At 71.8% G+C, this 18,500-nt stretch carries 9 protein-coding genes; 3 read left to right on the forward strand and 6 right to left on the reverse strand.

The genetic code is table 11. From position 1 onward, the window contains the following. The first annotated feature begins 154 nt into the window (after window positions 1-154). Complete coding sequence (locus tag AB0L71_RS30330; protein ID WP_365249085.1) at window positions 155-2,467, forward strand: bifunctional glycosyltransferase family 2 protein/CDP-glycerol:glycerophosphate glycerophosphotransferase; 2,313 nt, start codon at window positions 155-157, stop codon at window positions 2,465-2,467. Between the two features lie 87 nt (window positions 2,468-2,554). After that, entirely contained in the window at window positions 2,555-4,753 is a 2,199-nt protein-coding gene (locus AB0L71_RS30335; protein WP_365249088.1) for a bifunctional glycosyltransferase family 2 protein/CDP-glycerol:glycerophosphate glycerophosphotransferase, read from the forward strand. Window positions 4,754-4,820: 67 nt separating this feature from the next. On the opposite strand, the gene AB0L71_RS30340 is transcribed toward AB0L71_RS30335, so the two are convergent. From AB0L71_RS30340 to AB0L71_RS30360, 5 genes are all read right to left on the reverse strand, one after another. Beyond that, on the reverse strand, window positions 4,821-5,195 hold the full coding sequence (locus tag AB0L71_RS30340; RefSeq protein ID WP_365249091.1) for a hypothetical protein: 375 nt from the start codon (window positions 5,193-5,195) through the stop codon (window positions 4,821-4,823). 70 nt (window positions 5,196-5,265) lie between these two features. Next, window positions 5,266-6,780 (reverse strand): bifunctional glycosyltransferase/class I SAM-dependent methyltransferase, encoded by a 1,515-nt coding sequence (locus tag AB0L71_RS30345; RefSeq protein ID WP_365249094.1) that lies wholly within the window; start codon window positions 6,778-6,780, stop codon window positions 5,266-5,268. Between the two features lie 54 nt (window positions 6,781-6,834). Next, window positions 6,835-8,022: a hypothetical protein gene (locus AB0L71_RS30350; RefSeq protein ID WP_365249097.1), complete on the reverse strand. Its 1,188-nt coding sequence runs from the start codon at window positions 8,020-8,022 to the stop codon at window positions 6,835-6,837. Window positions 8,023-8,255: 233 nt separating this feature from the next. Beyond that, window positions 8,256-11,846: a CDP-glycerol glycerophosphotransferase family protein gene (locus AB0L71_RS30355; RefSeq protein ID WP_365249170.1), complete on the reverse strand. Its 3,591-nt coding sequence runs from the start codon at window positions 11,844-11,846 to the stop codon at window positions 8,256-8,258. 66 nt (window positions 11,847-11,912) lie between these two features. Beyond that, entirely contained in the window at window positions 11,913-14,039 is a 2,127-nt protein-coding gene (locus AB0L71_RS30360; protein WP_365249100.1) for a CDP-glycerol:glycerophosphate glycerophosphotransferase, read from the reverse strand. Between the two features lie 101 nt (window positions 14,040-14,140). Here AB0L71_RS30360 and AB0L71_RS30365 point away from each other — a divergent pair, with 101 nt between their 5' ends. Next, the gene (locus AB0L71_RS30365) at window positions 14,141-17,698 is read left to right on the forward strand and encodes a CDP-glycerol glycerophosphotransferase family protein (RefSeq protein WP_365249103.1); all 3,558 of its coding nucleotides are present in this window, start codon (window positions 14,141-14,143) and stop codon (window positions 17,696-17,698) included. 24 nt (window positions 17,699-17,722) lie between these two features. Here AB0L71_RS30365 and AB0L71_RS30370 read toward each other — a convergent pair whose 3' ends face one another. Next, the gene (locus tag AB0L71_RS30370; RefSeq protein ID WP_365249106.1) at window positions 17,723-18,328 is read right to left on the reverse strand and encodes a TetR/AcrR family transcriptional regulator; all 606 of its coding nucleotides are present in this window, start codon (window positions 18,326-18,328) and stop codon (window positions 17,723-17,725) included. Window positions 18,329-18,500 lie beyond the last annotated feature (172 nt).

The following is an 18,500-nucleotide window of genomic DNA, read 5'->3' on the forward strand; positions in this document are numbered from 1 at the left end:
ACATGCATCCGTCAACGCGAGGCGGCCCTGTTCACCACAACAGGGCCGCCTCACCTGCAACTTCACGGATGTGCCACGTTTTGACGTAACTCTTTCACTCCATAGGACGTTTGCGGACCGCCCGCCCGCGCTGCGAACGACCCCTGGATGTGTTGTGCCCCGGTTCAGTGTCATCGTGCCTGCGTACCGGGTTCAGGCGTATCTCCACGAGAGCCTGGACTCGGTGCTCACCCAGTCCTTCGAGGACTTCGAGATCATCGCGGTCGACGACTGCTCCCCCGATGCCTGCGGCGCCGTCATCGACGAGTTCGCCGCCCGCGACCACCGGGTGCGGGCCCTGCACCTGCCGGAGAACGTGGGCCTGGGTCGGGCCCGCAACGCCGGGATCGCCCGGGCCACCGGCGACTACCTGATCTTCCTGGACAGCGACGACACCCTCACCCCCGGCGCCCTGCGGGCCATCGCCGACCGGATCGAGGAGACCGGCGAACCGGACGTCCTGGTCTACGACTACGCCCGTACGTACTGGACGGGCGAGAGCGTACGCAACACCTTCGCCGAACACCTCGCCGAGACGGGTCCCGCCACCTTCACACTCGCCGACCGGCCCGGCCTGCTGAAGGTCCTGATGGTCGTCTGGAACAAGGCGTACCGCCGCGCGTTCGTCGAGGCCGAGGGGTTCACCTTCCCGCCGGGCTACTACGAGGACACACCCTGGACGTATCCGGTACTGATGGCCGCCCGTTCGATCGCGGTCCTGGACCGGGTGTGCGTCGGCTACCGGCAGCGACGCCAGGGCAACATCCTGGCCACTACCAGCCGCAGGCACTTCGACGTCTTCGAACAGTACGACCGGGTCTTCGCGTTCATCGACGCCCGACCCGAACTCGCGCCCTGGCGGCCGGTGATCTTCCGCAGGATGCTCGACCACTTCTGCACGCTGTTCACCGCCAGGGGCCGGCTGCCACGCGGCGGCCGGGCCGCGTTCTTCCGCCGTGCCCGCGCCCACTACCTGCGCTACCGCACCCCCGGCGCCCCCGCCCCGCGCCGCGCCCGGCTGCGTCACACGCTGATCCGGCTGGGCGCGCACCGCACCTACCGCGCGCTGTGGACCGCGCAGTCGCTGCACGGCCGGCTGCGGAACCTCACCGCGACCGGCCGCCGGGTACTGCGGGCCGCCGCGCTCCAGGCGTACTACCGCATCCAGCTGCGCCTGCCCGTCGAAGCGGACCGGGCCGTGTTCGCGGCGTACTGGCACCGCGGCTACGCCTGCAGCCCCGCAGCGATCGAGGCGAAGGCCCGCGAACTGGTGCCGGGGCTGCGGACCGCCTGGATCTGCCGCCCGCAGGACGCCCGCACCCTGCCCCCCGGGACGCGACCGATCACCCCCGGGACGGGGGGCTACTGGCGGGCACTGGCCCGCTCCCGGTACCTGGTGAACAACGTCAACTTCGACCGCCGGCTGGTCAAGCGACCCGGCCAGGTACTGCTCCAGACCCACCACGGCACCCCGCTCAAGACCATGGGCCTCGACCTCCAGGACCGGCCCGCCGCGGCCCGCGGCATGGACTTCGGCCAGCTGCTCGCCAATGTCGACAAATGGGACTACTCGCTCTCCGCGAACCGACACTCCACCCTCGTCTGGGAGAAGGCCTACCCGTCGGCCTCCGCGCACTGCACGACGCTGGAGTACGGCTGTCCGCGCAACGACGTCTACCAGCGCACCACCGCCGACGAGGTGGCCCGGCTGCGCGAGTCGATCGGTATCCCCGAGGGCGCCCTGGCCGTGCTGTACGCGCCCACACACCGCGACTACCGGCGCGGCCCGCACGTCACGCTCGACCTGGCGCGCCTGCTGCGGGTCCTCGGTCCGCACGCCGTGATCCTCGACCGCGCGCACTACTCGTACGACGCCGCGCCGGTGCGCGAACCGCACCCGCGGATCATCGACGTCAGCGGCCACCCCTGCGTCGAGACACTCGCGCTCGCCTCGGACACACTGATCACGGACTATTCGTCGCTGATGTTCGACTACGCCAATCTGGACCGGCCCGTCGTCATCCACTTCGGCGACCGCGAGGCGTACGAGGCGGCCCGCGGAACCTACTTCGACCTGCACTCCTGCCCGCCGGGCGCGATCGCGCACAGCGAGGACGAACTGCTCGGCATCTTCGCGACCGGCCACTGGCGCACCGCGCACACGGCGCGGCTGCGCGAGGCATTCCGGGAGCGCTTCTGCCCGTACGACGACGGGCACGCGGCCGAGCGGGTGGTACGCCGGGTCTTTCTCGGCGACACCTCCGCACAGCCGCCCGCGGTCCCTCCGGCCGAGCGGCGGCCCGCTCCGGCGGTGGGCGATCCGACCCGGATCCCGGTCCGGGCGTCGGCCGGCGCCGTGGTCCCCGCCGACCGGCAGGCGTCCTCGGAGCTCGGCCTCGCCGGGGTCCGGCCCCCCGACCGCCCCTGACCGCAACCTCACCTCATCTGCCCGTCGACCCGTATGCCCCGTGGACCCGCGCACCCCTCGTGGGCCCGAGCCCGAGAAAGTACCCGTATGCCCCGGCTGAGTGTCATCGTCCCCGTCCGACGCGTCCGAGGGGAGCTGCGCCAGTGCCTGGAGTCGGTGCTCACGCAGTCGTTCACGGACATCGAGCTGATCGGGGTGGACGACGGTGCGCCGGACGGTTCGGGGCTGATCCTCGACGAGTTCGCCGCACGGGACGACCGGGTGCAGGCCATCCATCTGCCGCCGGGTGCCGGTCCGGACGGGCGGCGCAACGCCGGGGCCGAACGCGCCATGGGGGACTACCTCCTCTTCCTGGAGGGCGCCTTCGTCCTGCTGCCGGGCGCCCTGCGGGCCGTGGCCGACCGGCTGGAGGAGACCGATGACCCCGAGCTGCTGCTCTTCGGCCATCTCCGGCGGCCGTTCCGGGGCCGCCCGCGGCCGACCCGGTCACTGGAACTCCTCGGCCGACTGCCGACGGGCCGCCTGACCCTGGCCGGACATCCCGATCTCCTGGACATCGCACCGGTCTCCTGGAACCGTGCCGTGCACCGCACCCTCCACGAGGGCGAGAAGCTGGCCTTCGGACCGGGGCAGCACGGGGAGCGGATGTACGCACACCAGACCCTCGCCGCGGCCCGGTCCGTCGCCGTACTGCCCATGGCCTGCGTCGAGCACCGCGGCCGGCGCCGGCTGCCCGACGGCACCGAACCGGCACAGGAGTCCGACGGTTCGGCACCGCAGCAGCTCGTCGACGCGTACGCCGGGCTGATGGAGTTCGTGCGGGACCGGCCGCCGCTGCACCCGGTACGGACGCTGCTCTTCGAGCAGGCCGCCTCGGAGCTCCTCTCCGGGTACCCGTCGGTGACCCGGCGCCGCAGGCGCTACGTACGGTCCGTGGCGACGTTCCACCGCGCGCACCGGCCCGAGGGACACCGTTTCCCGGCCGGCGCCCGGGGGCTGCGGCCCCGGCTGATGGGGCGGGGCCGGTACGTCGTGCTCGGCGCCCTGGACACCCTGCTGGCCCTGCGCCGGAGCCTGCGGGCGGCACCCGGCGCGGTGCGGGCGCGGGCCAGGCGCACCCTGTCCGCGCGCTTCTACTGGTGGCAGCGCAGGCTCCCGCTGGACCCGGGTCTCGCCGTCTACGCCGCGTACTGGAACCGCGGCGTGAGCTGCAATCCGGAGGCGGTCTTCCGCAAGGCCCAGGAGCTGGCGCCGCAGGTGCGCGGCGTGTGGGTGGTGTCGAAGAACCAGGCGGACTCGGTGCCCGAGGGCATCGATCACGTGGTGCCGGGGACCCGGCGCTACTGGCGGGTGCTGGCCCGCGCCACGTACTTCTTCAACAACGTCAACTTCCCCGACCACCTGGTCAAGCGGCGTGGCCAGATCCATGTGATGACCCATCACGGCACCCCGCTGAAGATCATGGGGCTCGACCAGCAGGACTATCCGGCGGCGGCCCAGGGGCTGAACTTCGACCGGTTGCTCCAGCGCGTGGACCGGTGGGACTGGAGCGTCTCCGCCAATCCGCACTCCACCGAGGTGTGGGCTCGCGTCTATCCGGGCACCGCGCGGTCCCTCGAATCGGGGTATCCGCGCAACGACGTCCTCGCGACGGCCACGGAGGAACGGATCGCGCAGGTCCGCGAGGACCTCGGCATCCGGCCCGGCCGGCGTGTCCTCCTGTACGCGCCGACGCACCGCGACTACGAGGCGGCGTTCACCAGTCGGCTCGATCTGGTCGGCCTCTGCGAGGCGCTCGGCCCGGACACCGTGGTGATGGTCCGCGCCCACTACTTCTACGAGGGCGCCGGGCTGCCGGAGCACCCGTCACTCATCGATGTCTGCGACCACCCGCGGATCGAGGAGCTGTGTCTGGCCGCGGACGCGCTGGTGACGGACTACTCGTCGGTGATGTTCGACTACGCCCATCTGGACCGCCCGATCGTGGTGCACGCCCCCGACTGGGAGACGTACCGCACGGTCCGCGGGGTCTGCTTCGACCTGCTCTCCGGGAGGCCCGGGGACACCCCCGGAGCGGTCTCCACCGACACGACGGAGCTGGCCCGGATCTTCCTCGACGGCACCTGGCGCAGCCCGGCGAACGAGGCGCTGCGGGCCGCGTTCCGGGCCCGGTTCTGTCCGTACGGCGACGGACGCGCGGCGGAACGGGTGGTGCGGCAGGTGCTGCTGGGGGAACGTCCGGACCCGTCCGGCGACGGTGTGCCGTCGGCCTCCGGGCGGGGCTGAGGGGCGGGGCTGATGAACGGGGCTGAGGGGCGGGGCCTGGTGGGCGGGCCTGCTGAACGAACGGGACTCAGCGCTGCTGGCCGACCATCACCGTGACGAGGCCGATGACCACGAGCAGTGAGCCGCCCCAGGTCCACATCGAGGTCCGCTCATGCAGCACGGTCGACCCGGCCGCGACGATCAGCAGATACCCGAGGGCGTTGAACGGGTAGGCGATGGACAGCGGCACCTTGGCCAGCGTGGTCATCCAGGCGAGGGCGGAGACCGCGAAGACCACGAGACCGAGGACGACCCAGGGGCTGGTCGCGGCACGCAGGGCGACGGATCCACCGCCCTGCGCGGCAGCCGCCGCGGCGCTCCTCATCCCGTGCTTGAGCATGATCTGGCCGCCCGCCGACGAGAACACGGCGAACAGCAGCAGCATCAGACTGGGGAGGGTCAAGGCCTTGCTCCTGTCTGCGGGCACCGGCTCCCCGGACACCGGGGCGGGAGTGGGACGGGGGACGGCGGCCTCAGCCACGGACCCGGCCGGCGGGGGCGTACTGTCGGTTGAGGATGTCCTGCACATCGACGTGCTCTCCAGCGATGATCGTCTCGGCCGCATGCGGGGTGAGCAGTGCGACGTGCTGATAGCCGAACAGCGTCGGCCGGATCCGGGTGAGCAGCTTCGACAGACCGCCCAGGACCGCGGGGAGCGGTCCACCTCCGAGCAGCGCCCAGAACGGGGCTCCGGTGGAGACGATGTGGAGGACGTCGTAGCCCGCGCCCCGAACGGTTCGGCGCAGGCTGGCTCGGGTGAAGAAGCGCAGGTGCGTTTCGTCGAGGATGCCGCGCCGGTCGTAGTCGAAGACGCCGAACGCGACCCGCAACCGTGAGTACCAGTGGCTGAAGTTCGGTACGGAGAGCAGTACATGGCCGCCGGGCCGCAGCACGGCGGCGGCCTCGGCGAGCACCCGCTCAGGGTGCGAGAGGTGTTCGATGACGTCGCCCGCGACGACGTAGTCGTAGTCGGTGCCGATGTCCGCGGGCAGCCCCTCCTCCAGGTCGGCGAGGTGGAAGTGGGTGCACCTCTCGCGCACGCCGGGGACCTCGACGTAGTCCACGCCCGTCACTTCGTGCCCGAGGGTCTCCAGGCGCTGCGCGAACAGGCCGCCGGAGCAGCCGAGATCGAGGACCCGGCCGGGCGGCAGGGTGCGCATCTTCTCCAGGATCACGGAGTGCGAGGAGCCGTCGCCCTCCTTGAACGCGTACTCGACGGGTTTGGGGATCCAGGCGCAAGTGCCGAAACCCTTGACGGCGAGCCGGTATTCGAGGACGTCCTTGACGACGTCCTTCGCGTACTTCATGCCGTTGACGTAGCAGATCTCGTCGCCGTAGTAGGTGGGGACGGGGATCTCCTTGATCCGCATTCCCTCGTTGAGGAGCTGGACGATGATCTGGGTGTCGAAGTCGAACGCGTCGGTGTTCCGGTGGATCGGCAGTTTCTTGAGTGCCGCGACACTGTAGGCGCGGTATCCGGAGTGGAATTCGGTGAGCCGCGAACCGAGAAGGGCGTTCTCCAGGCGGGTGAGAATACGGTTGCCGAGCCATTTGTACAGGGGCATGCCGCCCTTGAGGGCGGATCCGGAATGCATCATCCGAGACCCGAACACGGCTTCGCATTCGCCGCGTTCGATGGGGGCGACCATGTCGGGCAGGAACTCGGGGGCGTACTGTCCGTCGCCGTGCAGCAGCACGATGATGTCGAGGCCGTGTTCGGCGGCGAGCGCGTATCCGGCCTTCTGGTTTCCGCCGTATCCGAGATTCTTGGTGTGCCGCATCACCACGGTCCGCGGCAGGTCTTCCGCCTGCGACCAGCGGCAGCCGGCGGTGAAAGTCGCGTCATGGCTCGCGTCGTCGAGAATGAGGACCTCGGTGACCTTGGACCGGAAGTCCGGGGGAATGCGGTCGAGGGTTCTCTCCAGCGTCGTCTCGGCGTTGTACGCGACCACCAGGATGCCGATCCTGGGGCTCGGGCTTTCCTTCATGGGGCGTTCTCCAGTTGCGCTCGGTGCTCGGTGCTCGGTGCTCGGGAGGGAAGGTCAGTTGACGGACGGTCCGGTGGGCCGCTCGGCACAGGGCGCCGGAAGCGGGGTACGCCCGGCAGCGGGTTGCGGGGGTACGCCCGATGGCGCGGCAAGGAGTTTGCGCACTCCGCTGACGAGGCAGACGGCGAGGACGAACCAGCCGGCCTCGCCGAGGTGCAGCACCGTTTCGCTCCAGTGCACGGCGGAGCGCCCCTGGTAGCCGAGGATCGCCGTCAGGCCGAGCAGAGCGTTGTACGCAGCACCTTCCCAGAACCCGATGACGAACAGTCCGGCCGCCGCCCAGGTGAGGTACTGCAGGCCGGACGCGGTGGAGAGCAGCAGCAGCAGCCCCATCGTCACGGCGACGACCACGGGCAGTTGGGCGGGCCGCAGCCGGGCGAGCCAGATCCCGGCCACCACACAGGCCAGGACGAAGAGGAAGTGACCGTCGCCCCGGACGAAGGTGATGAAGGACTGCGGCAGACCGAGCGCGTCGGCGAACCGGACGATGCCCCACAGGCGGTAGTTGCCACCCGCGTACTCCAGGACGTTCTCCTTGAGGTCCTGCGGGACGGTGACCAGGACCGGCCCCCAGACGAGGGCGACCAGGGCGACGAAGCCCGCGGTGAACCGGACGAGGGCCGGCCGGCCCGCCCGCAGCGCGACGACGAACAGCGCCGGGATCACCACCACCGGGATGAACTTGACGCTGATCGAGAGCGCGGCACACACCCCTGCGGCCAGCGGTGACTTCCGGTCCACCAACAGATGCGCGGCGGCCAGGGCGAAGGTGATGGCGACCTCGTCGGTATTGCCGTGATAGCCCGAAGTGGCGATCAGCAGGGGGCTGACGGCCACACCCACCCCACAGGCGACGGCCGTGCCGACCGAGCTGCGACGGCGCACGATCTCGAACACGAGAACGGCGCAGAAGAAGTCGGCGATCGAGGCAGGAGCCCTGATCAACGTTCCGAACGGGATCCCGATCTCGGAGAGCTTCTCAAGGCCCAGCAGCATCCAGCCGGCCAGCGGTGGGTGGTTGTAGACAGGCAGTCCCGGCAGCGGCTGTTCATAGATCCGGATGGGACCGTAACGCGTGATGGCCCTGGCGAAGCCCTGAAAGATGCGCACGTCGGCAGGGCCCGGAGTATGCGCCGCGATCAGCATGCGGGTGAGGAGGCCGACGGCCGAAACGGTGATCACCACTGCTCTCGCCCGTCGCACGTCCCGGGTATCGCATCGCATTCGAATACTCATGAAAACAGAACGTAGCAAGCCAACGACACAGAGTGACGCATCGATCATCACACGTCCGGGGTCGCGACTTCACCTGCCCCCGTGCGCTTGCGGACATCCACGTCTCACTCTCACTCGAACGGTTCAGGGCGGCCGGGCGATTCAGAGCCAGTCAGGTGAATCAGAGCCGTGCGGGCGAATCAGGGCCGGGCGGGGGCCTGAAGCATCCGGTCGACCACCCTCGCCGCCGCGTGTCCGTCGTCCAGGTCGCAGAAGTCCCGGAGGAACGCCTCGTACGCCTGCGCATGTCCCCTGGTGGCCTGTTGTGGATCCCGCAGCGCCTCGACGAGTCCGGCGGAGTCGGGAATGAGAGGGCCGGGGGCGCGGGTCTCGAAGTCGAAGCAGAACCCGCGCAGGGTGTCGCGGTAGTGCGCCAGGTCGTACGTGTGGAAGAGCATCGGGCGACCGGTCTGGGCGAAGTCGAACATCAGCGAGGAGTAGTCGGTGACCAGGGCGTCGCTGATCAGCATCAGTTCGCCGACGTCCCCGTAGCGCGAGACGTCCCGTACGAAGCCGCTGCCGCTGTCCCGGAGGCGGTCGGTGACCAGGTAGTGGCGGCGCACCAGCAGGACGGTCTCCGGGCCGGCCGCGCGTTCGGCGGCGGTCAGGTCGAGCCGGAGGTCGAGGGCGTAGCGCCCACCGCCCTGCGGTCGGTCCTCGCGCCAGGTCGGGGCGTACAGCACGACCCGCTTGCCCTCGGGAATGCCGAGCCGCTCCCGGACCGCCGCGGCGACCTTGGCCCGGTCCGGGGCGTGGAACAGGTCGTTGCGGGGATATCCGCACTCCAGGACCTCGCCCCGGTAACCGAACGCACGCCGCAGGACGGGGGTGGAGAAGCGGTTCGGGGAGACCAGGAGGCTCCACTGGCGTGCGCGCTGCTCGATGGTGGCGATATAGGCGGCGTTGGCCTGGGCGGTGCCCGCGAGGTCGAGGCCGATGCGCTTGAGCGGGGTGCCGTGCCAGGTCTGGACGACACACTGACCCTCGCGTCGTTCGAACCACTCCGGCAGCTGGGTGTTGGTGACGATGTGACGGCTGCTGGCCAGCGCCTCGTGCCAGGCGGCGCTGCCGTGCTCCACGGCGGTGGCGCCCGTCGGGATGAGGGCCTGCTGGTCGCGCACCACCCACAGATGCTCCAGCTCGATGCCCCGCCGGACCAGTTCCTCATGGATCGCGCGCGGCGAGTCGGAGTACTGGCGGCCGTCGAAGCTGCTGTACAGCACGGTGTCGCGCAGGGGTGTCGTGCGCCGGCTCCGGTACGCCTCGCGCAGCAGCCGTCTGCCGCGCGCGCCACGTTCGGCGGCGGTGAGCACCGACGCGCAGTTGATCAGCAACTGATCGTGGAAACGCCGTTCGATGAGGTATCTCCGGCCCGCGAGGGTGCGGGCAGCGGGCAGGGTGCGGTGGGCCGCGGCCGGGATGCGCAACGGGGCGTCGTGCGCGTCGTCCCGTCGGCCCTGCTCCCGGAGGAAGAGATACCAGTGGCCCTGGCCGAGCGGCAGCTTCCCGCCGGGTCCTTCGACCGCGTCCGGCCGCAGCGCCGCCCGGAACCGGCGCTCCCCGGCGGGGCCGAAGGAGGTGACAGGGAGGACGGCCTCCTCCCCGTGCCCGCTGTGCCGGGCCACCAGCTCGACGGGGTGTCCGGGAAGGTCGGGGAAGGTGCCCTCCAGGAGCACCTGTCCGTCCTCCGTCCAGGTCGCCAGGTCCACGGCGGGCTGTACGGCGCGGTCGCTGATCAGCAGATTCCCGCGGGAGCCGGCGGTGAGGCCCAGTTCGCGCCGTTCGCCGACGTCCCCGTCCCCTTCCCCTTCCCCTTCCCCGTCCAGCGGGTAGCGGCCCGGCGGTACGGGCCCCGGCACGTCGATCGGGGTCCTGCGCCCGTCCGGGCCGACCAGATGCAGGCTGTACGACAGCTGCGCGGGCACCGCCCCCTCCCCCGCTGCCGGGCGGGCGCCGACGAGGGCGTCGAGCGGGACGACGGCGGTGAAGCGCCGCCATCCCGCCGCCGAGGGCACGGCCCCCTCGTGCACGGTCACCGGAGCGTCGAAGGAACTGCCGGAGGCCCTGTGGGTGAGGGCGAGGCGCAGCGGGCCGGTGCCGTAGCGGTCGCGGACCATGCCGTCGATCGCCACGGTGCCGGCACCGCCGGCCGGGCCGCCCGCGCGGTGCGTCTCGAAGCGGGCGTCGATCCGTTCCGCGTGCAGGACGAGCCTGCCGTTCTCGAAGGCGGGCACGATCCGGTGGTCGCCGTCGGGGCGGTGCACGGGCGGCGGGGCTGCCGCCTCGTTCGTCGAGAGGCAGGAGCGGCGCAGCATGCCGTGTCCGGCGATGCCGATCTCCAGCCGCCAGGTGAGCCGTTCGAGGCTGCCCCGCGCGTCGATGCGGAGCCTGGCCGGGTCGATGACCGTCTCGAAACCGGAGCAGTCGTAGTCGTGCAGGCTCTGCCGGGATGCGACGGTGGCCTCGGGCTCGTCGACCGTGCGCAGCCTGAGCGGCACCACATGCCGTCGCCCCGCCCGCAGCCAGCCGGCCCGCAGCTCGCTGCGCCGCGAGGTGGCGGGCAGGTTCCGGAGGTAGGCGTACCCCCTGACGTGGAGCCTGCCGTCCTGCCAGTGGGCCTCCCTCAGCCGGGCGGTGAGCGGAAGGTCCCGGTCGGTGACGCGGAGCACAGGGCGCGGCACCGGCCGGGTGAGGACCGGGAAGGAGGCGCTGCGGCGCCGGACGCCGCGGACGGTGAAGGCGCCCGGTTCGGCCTTGTCGAAGGCGAGCAGGGCCAGGAGTTCCTCGGTCCGCCGCTCGCGCACCAGGTGCCACATCAGGCGCAGCCGCAGCGGGAGGGCGTCCAGGACGACCGGATCGACCTGGTCGATGAACTCGTTGGCGTACGTCAGGAAGGCGCGCCGGTAGTCCTCCTCGCCGTCGGGCAGCGCCTCCATGAAGTACCAGAGGTCGTGGGCGAGGACATGCGCCTCGTACCGCTGCTTGTCCGCGGCGCCGCGGTGCTCGTCGAGGAAGGTGGAGACGCCCAGCACGTGCGAGGCCCGGTCCTGGATGCCGCGGACGACGGCGCGGCGGGTGGTGATCGAGCCCGCCCGGTCGCGCCAGTGGTAGACGGTGTCCTTCAGGACGTCGACCGAGCGGGCCAGGAAGTGGGCGGGCAGGACGACCGGGATGTCCTCGTAGAGGGCGCCGACCGGGAAGGCGAAGGCGTGCTCGTCCCAGAAGGACCGGCGGAAGACCTTGTTGCAGGCGATCCGGTCGGCGGCGAGGTCCCAGTCGCGGGAGATGTGGGTGCGCAGCCGGGTCGTCGCCATCGCCTTGCGGAAGTTGGGCGACTGCTGGAGTCTGCCGGAGGCGCGCAGCCGCAGCACGTTGCCGGACGCGATGTCCGAGCCGGTCTCGTCCAGGGCGCCGAGGAGGAGTTCGTACGCGCGCGGCGGAACGACGTCGTCGCTGTCGACGAAGGCGAGGTGGCGGGAGCCCGGGTCGCAGTTGCGGACACCGGCGTTGCGGGCGTGCCCGAGTCCGCCGTTCTCCTGGCTCACCAGCCGGAACCGGCCGTCCTGTTCGGCGAACCCGGCGGCCAGGGTGGAGCTGCTGTCGGTGGACCCGTCGTCGACCATCACCACTTCCAGGTCGCTCATGGTCTGCTCCGCGAGGGAGTTCAGACAGTCCGTCAGATAGAGCTCGACGTTGTGGACGGGTACGACGACACTGAGCCGTGGCGGCATGGTGGGCACGTCCGTTCATCGGGGTCCTGGTTGTCCGTATGGCTCAACCCCGCGGAGCCCCGGGGGTCACCGGTTGCCCTCTCTCCCGAACGGGTGACATCGGTCGCGCGATGTTGCCGTCCGGCGCTGCTCCGCACCGCTCCCTGCGTCGCTCAGGAACAGCCGCCGCACCACCCGCTCGGCCGCGTGCCCGTCGTCGTACAGGCAGAAGCGCTCCCGGAACGCCGCCCGCAGCCGCGCCGTCCGCGCCGAGCGCCACTCCCCCGTCCTGAACAGTTCCAGCAGCTCGTCCTCGGTGGTGGAGACCGCGCCCGGGGTGTCGCCGGGGCGTCCGGAGAGCAGATCGACATAGGTGCCACGCGAGGCGCGGTAGGCGGCCCAGTCCGGGACGTGGCTGATGATCGGGCGGTCCAGGCAGGCGTAGTCGAACATCAGTGACGAGTAGTCGGTGATCAACACGTCGGAGACCAGGCAGAGTTCCTCGACCGACGGATGCCCCGTCACGTCCACCACGCAGGCGCCGTCCAGCGGTACGGAGCGGCCGTAGAAGTAGTGCGCCCGGACCAGCACCACGTGGTCCGGGCCCAGTTCGCGCGCCAGGCGCTCCAGGTCGAGGTGCGGGACGAAGCCCTTGCGGTAGTCGCGGTGGGTGGGTGCGTACAGCACGACGGTGTGGTCGGGCGCGAGGCCCAGGCTCCGGCGGAGCGCCGCCATCCGCTCGGGAGTTGTCGTGAAGAAGACGTCGTTGCGCGGGTAGCCGAGGTTCAGATGCTCGTACCGGGAGGGGTAGACGCGGTCCCAGATCTCGGTGGTGTGCGGGTTGGCGGAGAGGGAGAAGTCCCACTGGTCGGCGTGGGCGACGATCTTCTCGAAGCTGATGCCGTTGGTGAGGGCCGGGTAGGCCCGCTGGTCCAGGCCCATGGTCTTCAGCGGGGTGCCGTGGTGGGTCTGGAGATAGCGCTGGCCGCGGCGTTTCGTGAAGCCGCCGGGGAAGCTGGAGTTGTTGATCAGGTAGGTGGCGGTGGCCATGGCCCGCCAGTAGGCGCGGGAGCCCTCGATGACGTACGGGATGCCGGGCGGCATCCGGTCGCGGTGCCGGGAGGAGACGACCCACACGCCCCTGATGTGCGGGGCGAGTTCGCGGGCCTTGGCGTGGATCGCGGCCGGATTGCAGGCGACTCCGCGGTTCCAGTAGGCGGCGTACACGGCGAGGTCGGGGTCCAGGGGGCGGCGCAGGTCGATCCGGTACACCGCGCGCATGACCCGGGCCCGGAGCGTCTTCCGGTGGCGGCGCAGCGCGGCCCGGCTGCGGGCGCGGGCGGTGCGGACGGCCTCCCGGACGCGGTGGACGGTGTAGCTGCCGGGCAGCGCGGCCGCGCGGTGGAGGGCGGCGCGGTCCTCGGGCGCGGTCCGGCCGGGGTCGGCCAGCACGGCGCGCAGATGGCGGGTGCGCGCTGCCCGGATCCGCGGGTCGTCGCCGGTACGGGCGAGCAGCCGGTCGTACGCGTCGAGGACTGCGAAGTGGTGGCGTCCGGGGGTGGTGGCGAAGGTGCCGGAGCGGCGGATGCGGTGGCGGACGCAGATCCGGTCGAGGGTGTCGAGGGTGCCCGCGTCGGAGGCGAGGAGGGTGGCGTGCAGGAGAGGGAGGACGTCCTCGTAGGGGCCGTCGGTGAAGTGGAGGCCGCGCTCGGTCCAGAAGGCGCGGCGGAAGAGGCGCGGGGTGTCGGTGGAGAAGCCGTCGGGGCCGGGGACCGGGGACGGTTCCGCCGGGGACCGTTCCGCGGGGGACGGTTCCGGGGCGGGCCGGGGCGAGACATCGCCCCACCAGTCGATGCGGTCGTGCCCGAGGAGGAGCACGTCCGGTTCGCTGCGGGTCAGCTGTGCGCCGATCGCCTCCAGGGCGCCCGGTCGCAGCAGGTCGTCGCCGTCGAGGAAGAGGAGGTACCGGCCGCGCGCCTCTGCCGCCCCGGCGTTCCGGGCCGGCCCCGCGCCACGGTGCACGGGGAGGGTGAGCACCCGGATCCGGGGGTCGCGCGCCGCGAACTCGGCGGCGATCCGGGCACTGCCGTCCTGCGACGCGTCGTCGACGACGAGGAGCTCCCACGCCCCCGGCCCCTGGTCGAGCACGGAATCCAGACTCGCCCTGAGATAGCCCTGAACGCGGTGGACGGGCATGACAACACTGAGGAGCATGGCAGCCGAGCGTAATCGCGCAGCCACCGCGCACCGAATCGCTTGTTCACCCGTTCGGGGCAGAGCCGGTGACCCGGCGCGTCCGCCCCGGTTGACCTGACATGAAGCCGCGCCTCAGTGTCGTCGTCCCGGTCCACAACGTCGAGGACTATGTGGAGGACTGCCTGCGGTCGGTGGCCGAACAGACGGTCACCGACATCGAGGTGGTCCTGGTCGACGACGGTTCGACGGACGGCAGCACGGACATCGCCAGGTCGTTCGCCGCCTGCGACCGCCGCTTCGCTTACGTCCACCAGCGCAATGCCGGACTGAGCGCGGCCCGCAACGCGGGGGTGCGGCACACCACGGCGGACGTGCCGTATCTGGCGTTCGTCGACAGCGACGACATCGTCGTCCACGACGCCTTCGAACGGATGCTGGCCTCCCTGGAGTCGACCGGGTCCGACCTCGCGACCGGCAACGTGTGGCGGCTCGACGAGCAGGGGCGCCGGCAGGCCTGGCAGTACCGCTGGCTGACCGCCACCCGGGCCCGCACCCACATCAGCCGCGATCCGCGGCTGCTCTCCGACCGGGTCGCCTGGAACAAGGTCTTCCGGCGCTCCTTCTGGGACCGGCACGCCTTCGCCTTCCCGGAGGGCAGGCTCTACGAGGACACCCCGGTGATGATCCCGGCCCACTTCCTCGCGGGCTCGGTCGACGTCCTGCACGAGCATGTCTACTACTGGCGGGTGCGGGAGGGGTCGATCACCCGGCGGCGTACGGACGTGCGGGGCGTACGGGACCGGATCTCGGCGTGCGAGCAGGTGAGCACGTTCCTCGCGGGGCGGGGCGGGACGGCGGACGGCGGTGCGCGACGCCGTTACGACCTCTCGTGCCTGCGTGACGACTTCGTCTACTTCCTCGACGGGCTCGCGATGGGCGGCCCCGAGTACCGGGAAGCGTTCATGTCGGACGCGGGGGCCTTCCTGGACCGGATGGAGCGGATGGACGGGGCGGCAGGGTCGAAGCAGGCCGTGGCCCATGAACTTCCGGTGGAGCTGCGGGTCAAGTGGCAGCTGGTGAAGGAGCGCAGGCTCACGGAGCTGCTGACCGTGCTCGCCTTCGAACGGGACAACGGCGCCGGAACGTTCACGGTCGGCGGTGTGCCGGGCCGACGGCAGGCCGGTGTCCCCGGCATCCCGGAAACCGTCCGGCTCTCCCGTACCGATCTCCCGGCCGTGGCACGGTTGTTGGACGCACAGTGGGGCGACGACGGGAAGCTGAGGCTGCGCGGATACGCGTACATCCGCAACCTGCCGGCCGCCGCGCCGCGCCACTCGCTGAAGGTGGGCATGGTGCGTGCCACCCGCGGCCAGCATCTGCGTACGGTGCCGGTGCGGAGCGTTCCCACTCCTGAGGCGACCATCAACTCCGGTCAGCAGCTGCACAGTTACGACCATTCAGGGTTCGAGATGACGCTCGACCCGCGCCGGTTGCGGTCCGGCGGCTGGCTGGTGGGCATGATGGTGGCCGCCCAGGGCACGGTCCGCCGGGTGGCTGTTCGGGCCGTGGAGGTCGGGGCGGTGCAGCCGCTCGTCCATGACCTGGGCGACGGTCGGCGGGCGGTGCTCGACTACCTGGACGGGCGGCTCCGGCTGACCCTGACACAGCTTGCGGCCCGGTGCGAGGCACACCGGGTGGGCGAGGAGCTGGAGTTGACCGGCCGACTGTACGGGGGCGCCCGCCCGAAGGCGCTGGTGCTGACCTGCGACGGGGTGCCGGACCAGGAGTTCGGCCACCCGGTCGCCTGCCTGGCGGGCGACCGTTTCTCCGTACGGATTCCGCTCGCCGACCTGGCCGGGATGGCCGCCGCACCACGGGTCCCGCACCGGGCTCCACGCGAGGTCGAGGCGGAGCCCGGCGGGCGGTGGCGGGGGCGGCTGGTGCTGGCGGACGGGTCGAGGGTGGCGCTGGCCGCGGCCCCGGATGCGGCGCCGCCGGTGGTGGCCGACGCGGCGGGCGAGCTGGTGCTGGACCTGAGCGGCCGGCCGTTCGTGGATGCGGCGGCGTGGACGCCGGACGGTGCGCTGCGGGTGGAGGGGGTGACCGGCGCCGGGACCGGCATGCCGGAGGACGAGGGCCCGGCCCACCTCGTCCTGGTCCACGAGGCGCTGCGCGAGCGCGTGGTCGTCCCGGTCACGCACGCGCCCCCGCGCGCAAGGGCGTACGAGGGTGCGCGCACCGGTGCGCGCGGGGCCGGCCAGGGACCCGGCACAGGGGGCCACGAGGGGCGCCGCTTCACCGCGTTCCTCGCCCCCTCGGTGGCCGCGGGCCTGCCCGAGGGCCGCTGGGACGTCTATCTGGGCGGCCGGCCGGTGCGGGTACTGACCGCGCTCGCCGCCCGTCTCCCGCTGCGCCGTACGGGGACGGCCACCACGGCCCCGACGCCCGGCAGGGAGTTCGCCCTGGACCGCCGGTTCGGCGACCGGCTGGCCGTGCGGGCCGGGCCGGTGCTCGCGATCGCCGAACGGGGCGCGTACCGCCGGGCCGGACTGCGCGGCGCGCACTACCCGACCCGGCGGGCGCTGCCCCTGCGGGACGCCGTCCTCTACACCGGCGGCGACTCACCGCGCGCCGTCCACGCCGAACTCGTGCGCCGGGGCGTGGAGTCGGAGCATCTCTGGGTCACCGACGGGCTGCACGGCCACGTCCCGTCCGCCGCCGTCCCGGTCGTCGAGCAGAGCACCGCCTGGTACGAGGCGCTCGCCCGGTCACGATGGATCGTCACCTGCGACCAGCTGCCCGAGTGGTTCGAACGGCGGCCCGGCCAGGTCGTCGTGCAGACCTGGCACGGCACCCCGCTCGGCCGCTTCGGCACGGATCTGGGCGGCACCCTGTACGCCGACCACCACCGGCTCGCCTCCCTGCCGCACCGAGCCGCCCAGTGGTCCGTCCTGGTCTCCCCGAGCCGCCACGCCACCCCGCTGCTGCGCCGCGCCCTCGGCTACCGGGGCGAGGTCCTGGAGGCCGGTTCCCCCGCCAACGACCTGCTCTTCGCGGCCGACCGGGCCAGGACCGCCGAGCGGGTGCGGCGCAGGCTCGGCATCCCCGACGGCCGCCGGATCGTGCTGTACGCGCCGACCTACCGCGACCATCTGGCCCACCCGTCCGGCACCGGCGAGGAACGGCACCGCTACCGCTGGGACCCGGCGCTCGACCTGGCGGCACTGGCCCGGTCCCTCGGCGACGGCCACACCGTGCTGGTGCGCCGCCATCCCCGGGTGACCGGGAGCGTGCCCGAGGTCCACGGGGTACGGGACGTGTCGGCGCATCCGACCACGGCGGAACTGCTGCTGATCGCCGATGTGCTGCTCACGGACTACACGGGGCTGATGTTCGACTACGCGCACACGGGCCGCCCGATGCTCTTCCACACCTACGACCTGGCGCACTACCGCGACACGGTGCGCGGGTTCTGTCTGGACTTCGAGACCCGGGCGCCGGGGCCGCTGCTCGTCTCCACGGACGAGATCGCCGGAATCCTGGGCACCCCGGGTGCCCTGGCCGCTTCGGCGGCCCGGCACGCGGACGCGTACGCGAGCTTCCGCCGGGACTTCTGCGATCTGGACGACGGCGCAGCGGCGGCGCGGGTCGCGGACCGGCTGCTCGCCGGGGGCTGAGCGGATCGCCGGAGGCGGGAGCGTTCAGCTCTTGAGCGCGGCGACGGCGGAGGCGGCCAGGTCGTCGAGGTAGCCCGCGGGCAGCGGGGCGCGGACGACGGCCAGGCGCCAGTACAGCGGGCCGACGATCAGGTCCAGGGCGCGGTCCGGGTCGCTGCCCTCGGGCAGCTCGCCGCGCGCCACGGCATCGCGGACGACGACGGCGGCGATGCCCTGGTGCGGGTCCAGCAGGGCGGCCTTGATCGTCTCGGCGATCTCCGGGTTCCGGGCGGCCTCAACGAGCAGATCCGGGATGACCTGCGAGGCGAGGGGGTGGCGCAGGGCGTAGGCGGCGAGTTCCAGTACGGCGCGGACGTCCCCGTACAGCGAACCGGTCGCCGGGGCGGGCATGCCCCGGAGGGCGACGGCGGACACCAGGTCCAGGACCAGGGCCAGCTTGGACTTCCAGCGGCGGTAGACGGCGGTCTTGCCGACACCCGCGCGCCGGGCGATCCCCTCGATCGACATCCGGGCGAAGCCCACCGCGGCCAGTTCCTCGAAGACAGCGCTGCGAATCGCGTCGGTGACGTCCTCGCGCAGCACGGCGGCTCCGGCAGGGGTACGGCGTCGAGGTCCCGGATCGGTGGTCATGACCGAAATGATAGTCCGTGGCGACGAAACGGTTGCGTCGCGACGTACCGACGCCCTAACCTCTGCGTTGCGACGATACGGGCCCGTTCCATCGCTCGTCGTACCCCCACCCTGCCATCGAAAGCGATCAAGGTGAGCCAGACAACAACGCCGACGGCCCCGGCCGACACCC

Source organism: Streptomyces sp. NPDC052052, assembly GCF_040680455.1.
Classification (GTDB): Bacteria; Actinomycetota; Actinomycetes; order Streptomycetales; family Streptomycetaceae; genus Streptomyces.

What these genes read in the sequence shown, in the direction of transcription:
- AB0L71_RS30335 (WP_365249088.1), top strand. Translation starts at nt 2,555, where the DNA reads ATGCCCCGGCTGAGTGTCATCGTCCCCGTCCGACGCGTCCGAGGGGAG.
- AB0L71_RS30345 (WP_365249094.1), bottom strand. Translation starts at nt 6,780, where the DNA reads ATGAAGGAAAGCCCGAGCCCCAGGATCGGCATCCTGGTGGTCGCGTAC.
- AB0L71_RS30355 (WP_365249170.1), bottom strand. Translation starts at nt 11,846, where the DNA reads ATGCCGCCACGGCTCAGTGTCGTCGTACCCGTCCACAACGTCGAGCTC.
- AB0L71_RS30360 (WP_365249100.1), bottom strand. Translation starts at nt 14,039, where the DNA reads ATGCTCCTCAGTGTTGTCATGCCCGTCCACCGCGTTCAGGGCTATCTC.
- AB0L71_RS30365 (WP_365249103.1), top strand. Translation starts at nt 14,141, where the DNA reads ATGAAGCCGCGCCTCAGTGTCGTCGTCCCGGTCCACAACGTCGAGGAC.
- AB0L71_RS30370 (WP_365249106.1), bottom strand. Translation starts at nt 18,328, where the DNA reads ATGACCACCGATCCGGGACCTCGACGCCGTACCCCTGCCGGAGCCGCC.